The sequence below is a fragment of the Mycobacterium sp. NTMscope_Eco_3 genome, from assembly GCF_976985685.1.
Genome location: NZ_CDRJYZ010000001.1, coordinates 2,226,007 through 2,239,269 on the forward strand (window position 1 = coordinate 2,226,007; position 13,263 = coordinate 2,239,269).

The window sequence follows — 13,263 nt, forward strand, 5'->3', positions numbered from 1 at the left end:
CGGGTATGACCTCGCGAGCGAATTGTTGTGGGCTTGTGCGGGGGACGTGATCGGCGATGGTCGGTTGGTTAGACGAGCTGCAGCGGCGGAATCGAACCGTCGGCGTGATCGTCGCCGTCATCTACAAATACAACGACGACCAAGGCGGTTACCTCGCCGCACTGCTCACCTACTACGGCCTGGTATCCCTGTTCCCGCTGCTATTGCTGCTGACCACCGCGCTGGGAGTGGTGCTGGCCGGCCGACCCGATCTACAGGCGCAGGTGCTGCACAGCACGCTGAGCCAGTTCCCGGTCCTCGGCAGCCAGCTGCATCACCCCGAGGGGCTCAGCGGGGGCACGGTGGGCGTGGTCGTGGGCCTGCTCGGGGCGCTCTACGGCGGGCTGGGCGTGGGACAGGCGCTGCAGAACGCGATGGATTCGGTGTGGGCGGTCCCGAAGCACAAGCGGCCCAACCCCATTCGGTCCCGATTGCGGAGCGCCCTGCTGCTGTTGGTGCTCGGTTCGGCGGCCATCGCGGCCACCGTGTTGGCCGCGGCCGGACACGCCGCCGGCGCCGTTGGCATCGCCGAAACCGTCGGCCTCGCGCTCGCCGCCGTCGCGATCAACGCGTTGATCTGCCTGGTGGCTTTCCGCGTGACAACCGCGCGGGCACTGACCTACCGGCAGGTGTTGCCCGGCGCGGTCGCCGCGGCCTTGATTTGGCAGATGCTGCAGTGGTTCGGGGCGGGCTACGTTGCGCACACCGTGAAGCGGGCCAGCGCGACCAACAGTGTGTTCGCACTGGTGTTGGGGGCGTTGGCCTTTCTGTTCCTCGCGTCGATGGCGCTGGTGCTGTGCGCCGAGGTGAACGTCGTCTTGGTGGACAAGCTGTACCCGCGCGCGCTGCTCAGCGCGTTCAGCGACGACGCGGACCTCACACCGGCCGACCGCAGGACCTACACCAAGAAAGTCAAGGCCGAACGCGTCAAGGCCTTCGAGCGTGTCAGCGTGCGGTTCGATGACGTCAAGCGGATGCCCGCGAAGGCCGTTGGGCGCCTTGGGGTTTCCGACGACTCTCACCACTCCCGCGCGCCATGAGGACGGTTCGCCCCGGCTGATGGCGTGCTCGCTGTGCCCGGCGCAATAGTCTGCAGTCATGAGCCTGGTCACCTATGAGCTGCACGATCACGTCGCCACCATCACGCTGAATCGCCCGGAGGCGCGCAACGCCATCAACGGCGCGCTGCGCCAGGACCTCAACGCCGCGTGGGATCGTTTCCGCGACGACCTGGACGCCTGGGTCGGGATCCTGACGGCCAACGGCAGCGTTTTCTGCGCCGGCGGCGACCTCAAGGACGGCGAGGGCTCCGTCGGCACGTTCGGCGGCACCTTCTGGGAGAAACCGACAATCAACTCGTTCGAGAGCGGCATGGAACTCTTCAAGCCGACCATCGCCGCCGTGCACGGTCCCTGCATCGGCTACGGCGTGACCGGCGTGTTGTTCTGTGACTTCGTCATCGCCAGCACCGAGGCCACCTTCTGTTTCCCCGAGGTCTCGATCGGGGTGCCCACCATCGTCGGGGCGATCCGGCTGCCGCAGCGGGTGGGCTGGGCCAACGCCATGGAACTGCTGCTGACCGGGAAACCGATGAGCGCCGAGCGGGCGAAAGAGGTCGGCCTGGTCTGGAGACTCGTCGAGCCCGACCAACTGCAGGCCGAAGCGCAGGCCTGGGCCCGCACCCTCACCGAGGCCGCGCCCTTGGCCCAGCGGGCGACCAAGGAGGTGGCCTGGCGGACCGCGGACATGGGCTGGATCGAGTCGGTGCGCTTCGGGGAGACCATGCGCAAGGTGGCCGGCGCGACCGAAGACGTGGCGGAGGGTCTGCGGGCGTGGGGTGAGAAACGCAAACCGCAGTGGCGTGGCCGCTGACGCGTCACGGATCCCGCAGAACCGGCCACCGCCACCGTCGGGGCGGAGCATGTGTCAGGATTCGGGGATGAATGCACGCAGACTTGCTCGCTTCGTTGGTATCTCGATGGTGACGGCGTGGGCGGCGCTGAGTGCACCCATCGGTGCTCCTACCGCGGCCGCCGATCCATGCTCGGACGTCTCGGTGGTCTTCGCCCGCGGCACCCACCAGGAGCCCGGCCTCGGCAACATCGGCCAGGCATTCGTCGACTCGCTCACGTCGCAGCTCGGCGGACGGTCCGTCGACGTCTACGCCGTCAACTACCCGGCCAACGACGACTACCACAACAGCGCGAACGCCGGCGCCAATGACGCGAGCGCTCACATCCAGGACACCGTGGCCAACTGCCCGAACTCCCGGATCGTGCTCGGCGGATACTCGCAGGGCTCGACGGTGATCGACCTCGCCACCAACTCGCTGCCCGCCTCGGCGGCCGATCATGTGACCGCCGTCGCCCTCTTCGGCGAACCCACCAGCGGCTTCTCCACCATGTTGTGGGGCGGCCAACCGCTCCCGACGATCAATCCGGCCTACGGCGCCAAGACCATCAGCCTGTGCGCCCCCGATGACCCGATCTGCTCCGGCGGCGGCAACATCATGGCGCACGTGTCCTACATCGACGCCGGGATGACCGCCCAGGCCGCGACGTTCGCGGCCGACAAGGTCAACCAAACTGCGCCGCGCACCTGAGCCGCGGTCAGTCGTTCGCCCGCTGCTCCTGCCGTTCTTGCTTTTCGGCGGCCGCCAATTCCGCGACACGATCCGCTTCGGCGCGCTTGTCGGCGGCCTCGCCTAGCTTGTCCTCGGCCTCATCGAGTTTGGCGGCGGAAGCCTTGGACGCGGCGCGCTCGGCGGCCTGAGTCCTGTTCTCCACCTGTCGTTTGGCCGATTCGACCGCGTCCTTCTGCTTGGTGGCCACCTCGTCGACGCGCTGCTTCGCCGAGGCGCTCTTCTTCTGGGCCGACTGTGCCGCTTGCCTTTTGCGGTCCTCGGCGGCGTTGCGCGCCTGCGCGATCTCCTGAGCCGTTGCCGCCTGCGCTTCCTGACGTTCCTCGATCGCCTCGTCACGAGCAGCCGTCAACTTCGCGTCGGCCTCCTTCTTCCTGACCGCGGCGGTCGCGTCCAGCTGCGCGGCACGTCCCAGCGCGTCGCTGCGTTCGACGAGCGCTGTTCCCCGCTCGACCAGCTGCGGGTCGCCGAGCGCATTCCCGACCGTGCTGTCAAGCATGCCGAGCGAGCGCTCATAGAGCAGTCGCGCACGCGCTTCCGCCGGGATCCGGGTGACGACCCGATCCTCGATCAACTGCAAGGGGAACCGGGCGAGTTGGTAGTGAAACCGCAGAACTGCCAACGGGGCGTCGGATATCTTCATCATCTTCTCCTGTACGTGGCCCGCCCTCAGGGCAGGTCGGCTTCGTCGGACACGTTCCGGGCATGGTGGCGAAGGCGATCGGCCTCCGCTTTTTCGTTGGCGGCCACCTGCACCGAGGTTTGATGCTGGGCGGCGGCATCGACGACGTCCTGCGTCGCCTCACCGATTTCCTCTCGCTCGTCGGCCCGGGCCCGCTGTATCTGCTGCTGTGCGTCGAGCTCAGCCCGAGTTTGTTCCGAGGCGGCGCTTCGTTGCGCTGCCTGGTCGGCCGCGCGCTTCTGAGCGGCCTGTCGGGCTTCGATCGAGTCCTCCGCGGCAACCGCGTGGGCGTTCGCCGCCAGGCGTTGCTGGGCGCCGTCCGCCTTCGCTTCGGCCGCGTCATCCCGCGCTTGCTGGGCCTGGGCCTCGGCGACCGCCTCGGTTGCGTTCGCTTCTTTGCGCTCGTGCGCCTGCGTCTGCTCGAGCTGCCCTTCGGCGGTCAGCGAATCATTGCCCGTGACGGCGCCGACGACCTCTTTGGCTTTGCCTTTGACCGAATCGATCAGGCCCCTACGCGCTTCGTCGGCCTTGTTGTGCTTACTCATCGAAATCTCCTTGAGGCGTTGGCCAAGAACGTTCGTTCACGCATGGGGATTCCACGGACCCGGCCGATCAAACACGACGTGAACTGGGTCACTGATCGCCAGGACGTCATCGCCGCGGTCGGCGGTCGTGAATCGGTAACTGCCTCAACATCTTTCGCCGCAAAGGCTCCTTGCCGTGCGCGAAAGACGGGCGTGGCGTTACCCTTGCCGGCATGGCCATCGAGTCCAACTCGACGGATGCGGAACATCAATGGCGTCCAGGCGCGGTTGAAACCCATCGATTTGGGTAGGTCGGCCGCCACCGCCGCGAGAGGGAAGGCATTATGCGAGGAGCTGTCATTTACGGCGCCGGCGATGTCCGTTTCGAGGACATCCCGGATCCCGAGATCGTCGCCCCGACCGACGCCATCGTCCGCACCACCGCCACCTGCGTCTGCGGCTCGGATCTCTGGGACTACCGCGGCATCAACCCCGTTCCCGAGCCCAAGCCGTTCGGTCACGAATACTGCGGCGTCGTCGAAGCCGTTGGTAGCGAGGTCACCTCGGTCAAGCCCGGCGAGTTCGTCATCGGATCCTTTTTCGCGTCCGACGGCACCTGTCCGAACTGCCGCAACGGAGTTCAAACCTCGTGTGTGCATGGGGTGCTGATGAGCGGTTGCCAAGCGGAGTTGGTGCGCATCCCGATGGCCGACGGCAGCCTGGTCGCACTCCCCGACCAACCCGACCAGGACTCGATTCCGGACCTACTGACCTTGTCGGACGTGATGGGGACCGGGTGGTTCGCCGCCGAAGCGGCCAACGTCGCTCCCGGCATGACGGTGGCCGTCGTCGGTGACGGCGCGGTCGGATTGTGCGCGGTGCTGGCCGCCCGCGAAAAGGGCGCCGAGCGGATCATCGCGATGAGCCGCCACGAGCCCCGACAGAAGCTGGCGCGCGAGTTCGGCGCCACCGACATCGTCACCGAGCGCGGCGACGACGGTATCGCCGTCATCAAGGACATGACCGAAGGCGTCGGCGCCGACGCCGTGCTGGAATGCGTGGGCACCGGCCAATCCATGCAGCAAGCCATCCAATCCGCCCGCCCCGGCGCCTTCGTCGGATTCGTGGGCGTCCCCCACGACGTCAGCATCACCGGCGAGCAACTCTTCAGGACGCAGGTCGGGCTCCGCGGTGGTCCCGCCCCGGTCCGGCACTTCCTGCCCGACCTGATCGAGTCGGTGCTCGACGGGCGCATCAATCCCGGCAAGGTTTTCGACCTGCGCCTGCCCCTTGAACAAGTCGCCGAGGCCTACCGGGCCATGGATGAGCGGCGTGCGATCAAGGCATTCCTGCAGCCCTGACCTGGCCTCGGCGGCGGCGGACGGACATCGGCTACGGTCGACGGTATGTCCAAAGCCTCCGGTAACGACCTCATCGACGACGTCACCCCTGGCGACATCATCGCCGTTGACCGCGGCTCCGGTGCACAGCCCTACAAAGTCGTGTTCAAAGACTCCACCGATGCGGGATACCTCGTCACGCTGGAAAGCGACAGCGGGGAGACCTTTCAGCTCGACGTGGCCGCCGGCACCGCGGTGGAAAGGTCCCTCGAGGCGAAGTGGGAGTCCGCGCAAAGCCCCACACCGAACTCGGAAAACTAAGGACACCCCGGGCGACCGCGAGACATGAACGCGGTGGTCCACACGGAAAGTGTTGGCCCGCCGGCCATTCGGTGATCAACTACATAACCCGGCTTTTCGACTACGTCGAGCAGGGCGACCTCGACCCGGCGAAACTGATCACCCACGACGTGCCGCTCGACGAGGGCGTACGGGCCTACGACTTGTTCAAGAACAAGAAGGACAACTGCATCCGGGTGGCGATGCGGCCAGGAGTGTGACCGTCGCCGGCTGGCGCGAGCTGGCCGAGCAAGCCGAAGAACTCGACACGGCGTTGCGCAATCTGGGTGGGCGACGGCCGTGGCTACGGCTGGATGCTGACCGGATCCCCCACGCGGATAACGCCTTTGGTGACCACCGAGAGGTAGGCGCCCGCGCAGGCCTGCGCCCCGTGACCGCCCGTGTTCAACCGGTTTTCCTTCGCGGGGATGCGAAGCGCCTGCGGGGCCCGCGGCAGCGCGCCGTGTTCGAGCGTGGGAACCACGCACCGGGAGGTGGCGGTCAGCACCCGCAGTCGCGCCTCACCGACGGTGATATCGCTTCCGACCCAGTCGTTTTCGGCGTACGGCGGATAGTCCGGCGGTGTCGCGATCACCAGATTCGGCCGGTACCGCAGAGCCTCCACACCGATGTGCTCGAGGGTTGCCGTCGTGATCGCGTGCAGTGGGGCTTCGTCGGTGAACGAGTCCCCCGGGGTGGCCTGGGCGATCCGCAGGATACGGCCGTCGACCTCGGCGTCGAGACCGAGTTCGAGCAGTTTCTCCGGATCGGGGCGGACCAGCGTCGCCCCCTCGGGCCGCTGGGCCACGAGTTGGACCGGTCGTCCGGTCAATCGGGAGATCAGCTCGTCGACACCGGGGTCGTCGAAGGCCACGTTCGTCCCGTCGGGCAGCCTGATGCTCACGCCCTCGGCGCCCGCGTGGGCGGTGCACGTCAAGAGGTTCCGCCAGAGCCGTGGATTCTTGGCGCTGGCCACGTGGCCGGTTTCGCCGTCCACGAGTGCCAGCCGCCGGTCGCCCTCGGCACCACGCTCGTCGACCGACAGGGCATCGAGCGTTTCGCCGAGCATGGACTTCACCGGGTAGCGGAGCAACGCCGCCACGCGCATCTGCACGGCACCGGGGCCGTGGCCGGCCGACGACTTCTCCATAGGCACCTTCACTCGAGCGTCACTGCCCACTGTGCCTCAAACCGGAGCGCGTCACCACTGATCTATACGCGCGGGCGGCAAGGGCGATGGTCGGTCGGATCAGCCGGGAAGCAGGCGCTTTTTCTGCTCTTCGAATTCCTGCTGCGTCAGGATTCCGGCGTCGCGCAGCGATGCCAGCTCGCGCAGCTCGGCGGCGATGCTCGTGATCGGTCCCCCCGCCGACACCTGCGGGGTCGTTGCGGATTCGTCCGTCTTGTCTTTCTTCTTCGGGTCGCGCCCGGCCTTCGCCGTCTCGGCCCGGCTTCGCTCCCGACCCATCGCGCTCGTGCCGGCCATCGCGCGCCCGGCCATGCTCGCCACCGCCATCTCGCCGAACAGACTCCCGGTGCCGCTGGGGGCGGCTGCGGCAGCGGCTTCAGCGGCGGCGCCGGCGCTGGTCGCCGGCAACGCCAAAGCGGCCGGCCGTATCGCCGGGGCGGCGGCCGTCCACCCGGGCGGTACCGAGAGGCCGCCGACGGTGTTGGCCTCACCGAGCCCCGCTGACGCCAATCCGAATCCGCCCGCGGGGTTCGTGATGACGGGGAATGGCGATGGCGGAACCGCGCCCATCCCCGGGAAGGACTGCACCCCGGCCCAGCCGCTGACGATGTCATCGGTGTGGAAACCGGTCAGCGCGCCGGCGATGTCGAAGGGAAGGGCAATCGTAGCCGCGGGTGCATCGACAAAGAACGTGACCAAGCTGCCCGGCGCATCCAGAAAATACGTGATGAGGTCGGCACCCACGTCCAGGGCTTCCACCGGCGACGGGTCGATGGCGCCTGGAGTCACCGCGGCTCTGGTCAGCATGTTGGGTACCGCCGAGAACGGTTGCTGGGCAACCGCGTTGCGTGTGCTCCCGGCGGCGGTGCCGGTGGCCTGGGCTACGGCTCCGGATTGGTCGGCCCCGGGGTTGGTGGTCTGATCCGGCTGGACGAACGGTGTCAGCGTGGTCGCCGACGCCGTGGAACCCGCGTAGCCGAACATCGCCGCGGTGTCACGCGCCCACATCTCCGCATACTCGGTCTCGGTGGTGGCGATCGCCGGCGTGTTCTGCCCGAGGAAGTTCGTCGCGACGAGGGACGCCAGCAGGGTGCGGTTCGCCGTGATCACGGGGGGCGGCACCGTCTGGGCGAAGGCCGTCTCGTAGGCGAACGCCGCGGCCCGGGCCTTGGTGGCGGTTTCTTCGGCCTGGGCGCCGGTGGTCCGCATCCACTCCAGATAGGGGGCGATCGCCGCGGTCATGGCCGCAGCTGACGGGCCGACCCACGGGCCGGAGGTGAGGGCGGTGATCTCCGCCTGGTAGGAGTCCGCCGTCGACTGCAGCGCGGCGGCCAATTCGTCCCAGGCCATGGCGGCGGCCAGCATGGGTCCCGACCCCGGACCGGCGTACATCCGCGCGGAGTTGACCTCCGGCGGTAGTACTGCGAAGTCCACGTTCTCCTCCGATCGCTCTCATGGCCGCGAGGGCATCGACGGCTCCGGTGCGCGTCGTATGGGGGTAGCCAGCCGAACAGCAAACAAATCGCAATCCTTCGGGCAGTGCCGGTACCGCGAAGAAAGGCGACCTAATGAGACCGTCCCGACTGCTGAGGGGTCGGCCTCACACGTTTGCAGGTGTGGCCCAACGTTAACGAATACAGCGAAGTTGTTGCGATGGGTTAACGATAGGTTACCGGCGCATGACTCAGGAAACTCACAAGGGTTATCCGCGTGGTGCGCAAATCCTTTTCAGCCCGTTCTCAGTGGGACGCGAGGGTTTCGTCCATCGGCCCGGCGCGGCCCGTATCTCCCGAGCGGCGATAAAAGCGGTGGTCAGACGGCTGTCTCATGCCCAGCGGGTTAGGCGTCGACGGTTCTGCTTGGATTTGTGGCACCACCGTGAGCGAGGTCCTTTGATGAAATGTGTGCTGGCCGCCTACGGCAGTCGCGGCGACGTCGAACCCTGCGCCGCCGTCGCGCGGGAGCTGCAACACCGGGGCCACGACGTCGTGATCGCGGTGCCGCCCGACAAGCTCGCCTTGGCCGAGTCGGCCGGGCTGGCCGCGGTCGCCTACGGGCCCGACAGCCGCGAGCAGTTCGATACGGCCACCGACTTCGTCCGCAACGTCCAGGAGCCGATCGGCGTCTTGCCCCAACTCATCGAACGTGTCACCCAGATCTGGACGGAAAAGAGCGAGACGCTGGCCTCGCTGGCAGCCGATGCCGGCCTCCTGGTGGCCGGCATGAACGAGCAGCGGCTCGCCGCCAACGTCGCTGAGCGCTTCGGCATTCCGCTGGCCGCGCTGCACTTCTTCCCCGCCGACGCCCTGGAGCTCGGCTGGTTACAGTCCCACGTCACGAGCGCGGCCGAAGCCGCACAACGTACAGCGCTCGGTTTGCCCGCGGCAGCCGCACCGTCGACAGGGCCGACGCTCGAGGTGCAAACCTATGACGAGCTGTGCGTGCCCGAGCTGGCAAAGCGGTGGGCCACCCCGCAGTACCGACGGCCGTTCGTCGGTTCCCTGACGCTGGGCATGCCCGGCGATGCCGACGACGAGGTGTTGTCCTGGATCGCCGGCGGGGCCCCGCCCATCTACTTCGGGTTCGGTAGCACCCCCGTCACCTCCCCCGCCGAAACGGTCGCCGTCATCAGCGCGGCCTGTGCGCGCCTGGGCGAGCGGGCGTTGATCTGCAGCGGCCCAAACGATTTCACCCGCATCCCGCCGTCTGATCACGTCAAGATCGTGGAGGCGGTGAATCACGCCGCCGTCTTTCCGGCCTGCCGCGCGATCGCGCACCACGGGGGGGCCGGCACCACCGCCGCGGGTTTGCGGGCCGGAGTGCCCATGCTGATTCTGTGGCTCTGGCTCGATCAGCCGATGTGGGCCGAGGCCGTCAGCGCATTGGAAGTCGGCGTAGCGCGGGCGTTCTCAGAGTCCACCCTGGACTCACTGGCCGCGGACCTGCGCTGCGTGCTCGACGCGCGCTATCTCGGCCGAGCCCGCGAGGTCGCCACCCAAATGACAAAACCCGCCCAGAGCGTTGCCCGCGCCGCCGATCTCCTCGAAGACGCCGCCCGCACGGCGCGGCCGGACTGACCGGCGCACGCCGGGCCGGCCGGTGGTGCAAACGCGGCCCGTCGTGTAAAAGGTTCTGGTGCAGGAACCGCCGGATGGATCATTCGATCCGTTGATGCTGCGCGAAGCGCTCATCCGGCGGATGTATCGCCGGTCGTCGGCCGAGGGCCAGATCAGGGTGCCGGCCGTGCCGGGCCTGATCGACGAGTACGTGCAATTGTGCGGCAACGTCTGCGCCACGCTGGGCGTCTGGTACACCCCCGAACAGTCCGCGCAGCTGCGGGCCGCGCTGGAAGTCGAGTTGGCGAAGGCGTTCAAGGCCTCCCCCCGCTCCGACGTGGTCATCGCCTACCACTCCCCGTTCGGGTCGGGCGGCGTGAACTTCCGCGTCCAAGCCGACGCGCGGACGATCGAGGCCGACTACGAGCAGTGGGTTGCCGCGCGCCCGCCGCCGCTGTTCGGCACCGAGCCGGACGCGCGGGTGCTGGATCTCGCCGCGCAAGCGGCCGACCCCACCGCCTTTCGGGTGCTCGACGTCGGCGCGGGCACCGGACGCAACGCCCTGGCCCTGGCCCGCCGCGGTCACCCGGTTGATGCGGTGGAGATGACCCCGAAGTTCGCCGACGTCATGCGCGCGGAAGCCGACAGTGCAGCGCTGCGCGTGAACGTCATCCAAAGCGACGTGTTCACGGCGATGGAGGGTGCGCACGCGGACTACCACCTGATGGTGCTCTCGGAGGTGGTACCCGACTTCCGAACTCCGCACGAGTTGCGCGGCATGTTCGAGCTCGCCGCGGAATGTCTGGCGCCGGGTGGGCACCTGGTCTTCAACACCTTCCTGGCCCGTGAGGGCTACGCGCCCGACGCCGCCGCGGTGCAACTCAGCCAACAGTGCAACAGCATGATCTTCACCCGAGACGAGGTGAAAGACGCGGCGGCCGGGCTGCCTCTCGAGCCCGTTGCCGACGACTCCGCCTACGCATACGAGAAGGCGCGGTTGCCCGCCGAGGCGTGGCCGCCCACGGGGTGGTTCGAGGGATGGGCCACCGGCATCGACGTGTTCGACGTCGAGCGAGACGACTGCCCGATCGAGCTGCGCTGGCTCGTCTTTGCGAAGACCGGCTGAGATCGGTTGCGGCCTATGCGGTCAGGTCGCGCGTAGCCGGACCTTCCAACAAGGTGCCGTCGGGCGCGAAGCGCGACCCGTGCAGCGGGCATTCCCACGCCTTGTCGGCGTCGTTCCAGTTCACGATCCCACCGAGGTGTGGGCACACCGGTGAGACGCGGTGCTCGACACCGTCGACGCGGCAGCGGGCTTCCAGGTGCCACGGCGGACCGCTCACCACGCCGCCTTCCCCGTCGACGGGGCTGCGGCGCCCGATGCGTGTCGCCGGGGTGATCCAGCCCTTGGTCAAGTTGAAGCCGACCTCGAGGTTGGCCTGCAGGGCCGTCGCCAAGCCCGTCAGCTCGTGCGGGCTCCAGCTGGCGAACGCGCGGGCCCAGTCCATCCGCCCGCCCAGCATCCGGCTCGACAGCGCCAAGGCGGCCGCGGCCCCGTTGGTCATGCCCCATTTGTTGAAACCCGTTGCGACAAAGATGCTTTCGTTGTTCGGTAGGATGGGACCCACGTAGGGCAGATGGTCGATGGGCGTGTAGTCCTGCGCGGACCAGAAATGGGTTTGCACGGCGCCGGGATAGTGCTTGCGCGTCCACGCGGCCAGTTCGTCGAGCGCTTCGGACGGGCTCTTCTCGCGACCGACGGTGTGGCCGGCTCCCCCCACGATCAGCCGCTCGCCGTCCGCGACCGGCGCGTAGCGCACCGAACGTGTCGGCGAGTCGGTGGTGATCATCATCGGCCGGGTGATGTTGCCGGGGACCTTGAAGGCCAGGCAGTAAGACCGGCTGGGTTTGACCCGCGCGAAGTAGCCACCGCGATCCAGGATCGGGATCCCGGTGGCAAGCACCAGCTGGCCGGCCTGGAGTTCGACGTCCTGCTGGGCGGCGTCGTTGACGTGCACCCGCACCCCCTTGCCGCGCGAGGAGACTCGCCGCACCCGGGTGTGCTCGACCAGCCGCCCACCGCGATTGAGCAACTCGACGGCCAACGAGTCGAGGAAGGGCATGGGGTCGAACTGCGCCTGGTCGGGCAGCCGCACGCCGCCGTGATATTCGAACGGCAAGTCGGCATCGTCTTCCCACACCGCCGGCAGGCCGACCGCCTGGCACGCCTTGAGTTCGGCGCGCGCCGACGGCACACCCCGAGCCGACTGGGCGTAGGTGTAGGCATCCTCGCGCTGCACTGCCACCCCGTGCGCCTCGCAGTGGCCCAGCACCCATTCCTGTCCCTCGCGATTGCCGTCGACGTACGCGCGCGCCACATCCCTGCCGTGCCGCGGCAGCACCTTCGACAGCTGGCTACCTTGCAGCAGGCTGATTTTGGCGGTCGTGTTGCCGGTCGCACAGGCACCCACCGTGCGCGCCTCCAGCACCAGCACGTCCTTGCCCGCGCGGGCCAGCAGTACCGCCGTCATCAGGCCGGTGATGCCGGCGCCCACGACGATGACATCGGCGGATGCGGGGCCCCGGTCAAGCGGGCTTGCCGCCCAAGGCCGTTCGGTTCGGTCGGTCATCCACAAAGAAGTCACGGCTGTGCTGATACCCCAACCCGGCACGGGGAAACGCCGCGCGGCTCACCCCTGCGTCAACCGGGCTTTCGCCTCCTTAAGCGCGTCGGCGGCGGCTCGGCTGGCTTCCTTGGCCTTGTCGTAGTCGTGTTCGGCGCTGGCGAGTTCCCGCTCGGCTCTCCGCAGCGCCCTTGCGGCGTCGTCGCGGCGCTGCCGGGCCTCATCGCGCTGGGCTTCCCGCTCGGTCAACCGGTCGTCGGCCTCGGCTATCGCCCGTTCGGCGGCGGCGACGGCCGCGCCGAGCTTCTCGCCGCGCCGGCTCGGGGATTTCTTGCGCGACGATCCCGGCGCCGCGTCACCGAAGGCGCCGAAGCCCGACCACTGCTCGGGCCGGGTCAGCCGGCCCAGCCGCGCCCTCGCCTGCGGGTCGGCGATGGCGGCTTGCAGCGTGCTGGTCAGGTCTTCGCGCACGGACGCCGATGGCTGTTTCACATCGGCGACGTGTAGCGCGTCGCGAGTGAGTTCGTCGATCAGCGTGCGTTGCTCGGCCGACAGGTCGCGGATGCGTGCGCCGTCCATCGCGGCGTGCGCGGCTCGCAACCGCTCACCGAGGTCGGCCAGACGCTCCCGGGTGTCCTTGCGCCGCAGGGCCAGCCGGTTGACGATCCACGCCGCCGTCGTCGGTTTGTTGGCCGCCGAAATGCGTTGGGCGGCGTCGTCGTCACCGCGCTGCTTGGCCGCCGCGGTCAACCTGGCGCGCTCCGCCGTGAAATCCTTGGGCGGCACGTCATAGAGATCGTCGAGTTCGTCGTCGGCCATGAAGCCATGA

General features: G+C 68.3%; 13 protein-coding genes and 1 pseudogene. 8 read left to right on the forward strand and 6 right to left on the reverse strand.

Going from position 1 to position 13,263, the window contains the following annotated elements; translation table 11 throughout:
- Positions 1-56 precede the first annotated feature (56 nt).
- From AC0KTM_RS10210 to AC0KTM_RS10220, 3 genes are all read left to right on the forward strand, one after another.
- Positions 57-1,079, forward strand: coding sequence for a YhjD/YihY/BrkB family envelope integrity protein (locus tag AC0KTM_RS10210; RefSeq protein ID WP_472415505.1), 1,023 nt, complete (start codon positions 57-59; stop codon positions 1,077-1,079).
- Positions 1,080-1,137: 58 nt separating this feature from the next.
- Positions 1,138-1,911 (forward strand): enoyl-CoA hydratase/isomerase family protein, encoded by a 774-nt coding sequence (locus tag AC0KTM_RS10215; RefSeq protein WP_225328890.1) that lies wholly within the window; start codon positions 1,138-1,140, stop codon positions 1,909-1,911.
- A 67-nt stretch (positions 1,912-1,978) separates the two neighbouring features.
- Entirely contained in the window at positions 1,979-2,641 is a 663-nt protein-coding gene (locus AC0KTM_RS10220; protein WP_238955805.1) for a cutinase family protein, read from the forward strand.
- A gap of 7 nt (positions 2,642-2,648) precedes the next feature.
- Here the strand turns inward: AC0KTM_RS10220 and AC0KTM_RS10225 are convergent, their stop codons facing one another.
- Both AC0KTM_RS10225 and AC0KTM_RS10230 read right to left on the reverse strand, forming a co-directional pair.
- Positions 2,649-3,323 carry an IF2 family translation initiation factor gene (locus AC0KTM_RS10225; RefSeq protein ID WP_238955806.1) on the reverse strand — a complete coding sequence of 225 codons (675 nt, stop codon included), beginning with the start codon at positions 3,321-3,323 and terminating at the stop codon, positions 2,649-2,651.
- A 26-nt stretch (positions 3,324-3,349) separates the two neighbouring features.
- Positions 3,350-3,907 (reverse strand): CsbD family protein, encoded by a 558-nt coding sequence (locus AC0KTM_RS10230; protein ID WP_238955807.1) that lies wholly within the window; start codon positions 3,905-3,907, stop codon positions 3,350-3,352.
- A gap of 323 nt (positions 3,908-4,230) precedes the next feature.
- On the opposite strand from AC0KTM_RS10230, the gene AC0KTM_RS10235 reads away from it, so the two are divergent.
- The 3 genes and pseudogenes from AC0KTM_RS10235 to AC0KTM_RS10245 form a co-directional block, all read left to right on the forward strand.
- A complete protein-coding gene (locus tag AC0KTM_RS10235) occupies positions 4,231-5,247 on the forward strand; it encodes a zinc-dependent alcohol dehydrogenase family protein (protein WP_472415506.1) in 1,017 nt (338 codons plus the stop codon).
- 45 nt (positions 5,248-5,292) lie between these two features.
- Positions 5,293-5,547, forward strand: a complete 255-nt coding sequence (locus AC0KTM_RS10240) for a hypothetical protein (RefSeq protein ID WP_225328885.1) — start codon at positions 5,293-5,295, stop codon at positions 5,545-5,547.
- An 80-nt stretch (positions 5,548-5,627) separates the two neighbouring features.
- A pseudogene (locus AC0KTM_RS10245) lies at positions 5,628-5,786 on the forward strand (glutathione-dependent formaldehyde dehydrogenase); the annotation flags it as partial.
- Between the two features lie 83 nt (positions 5,787-5,869).
- Here AC0KTM_RS10245 and AC0KTM_RS10250 read toward each other — a convergent pair.
- The gene (locus AC0KTM_RS10250) at positions 5,870-6,715 is read right to left on the reverse strand and encodes an MOSC domain-containing protein (protein ID WP_238955809.1); all 846 of its coding nucleotides are present in this window, start codon (positions 6,713-6,715) and stop codon (positions 5,870-5,872) included.
- 99 nt (positions 6,716-6,814) lie between these two features.
- Positions 6,815-8,188: a PPE family protein, SVP subgroup gene (locus AC0KTM_RS10255; RefSeq protein ID WP_472415507.1), complete on the reverse strand. Its 1,374-nt coding sequence runs from the start codon at positions 8,186-8,188 to the stop codon at positions 6,815-6,817.
- A 461-nt stretch (positions 8,189-8,649) separates the two neighbouring features.
- Between AC0KTM_RS10255 and AC0KTM_RS10260 the strand changes: the two genes are divergently transcribed.
- Positions 8,650-9,831 (forward strand): glycosyltransferase, encoded by a 1,182-nt coding sequence (locus AC0KTM_RS10260; protein WP_472415508.1) that lies wholly within the window; start codon positions 8,650-8,652, stop codon positions 9,829-9,831.
- Positions 9,832-9,889: 58 nt separating this feature from the next.
- Positions 9,890-10,936, forward strand: coding sequence for a class I SAM-dependent methyltransferase (locus AC0KTM_RS10265; RefSeq protein WP_238955812.1), 1,047 nt, complete (start codon positions 9,890-9,892; stop codon positions 10,934-10,936).
- A gap of 13 nt (positions 10,937-10,949) precedes the next feature.
- Here AC0KTM_RS10265 and AC0KTM_RS10270 read toward each other — a convergent pair whose 3' ends face one another.
- Both AC0KTM_RS10270 and AC0KTM_RS10275 read right to left on the reverse strand, forming a co-directional pair.
- On the reverse strand, positions 10,950-12,440 hold the full coding sequence (locus tag AC0KTM_RS10270; RefSeq protein ID WP_472415509.1) for an FAD-dependent oxidoreductase: 1,491 nt from the start codon (positions 12,438-12,440) through the stop codon (positions 10,950-10,952).
- 60 nt (positions 12,441-12,500) lie between these two features.
- Positions 12,501-13,253 carry a hypothetical protein gene (locus AC0KTM_RS10275; RefSeq protein ID WP_238955814.1) on the reverse strand — a complete coding sequence of 251 codons (753 nt, stop codon included), beginning with the start codon at positions 13,251-13,253 and terminating at the stop codon, positions 12,501-12,503.
- Between the last annotated feature and the right edge of the window lie 10 nt (positions 13,254-13,263).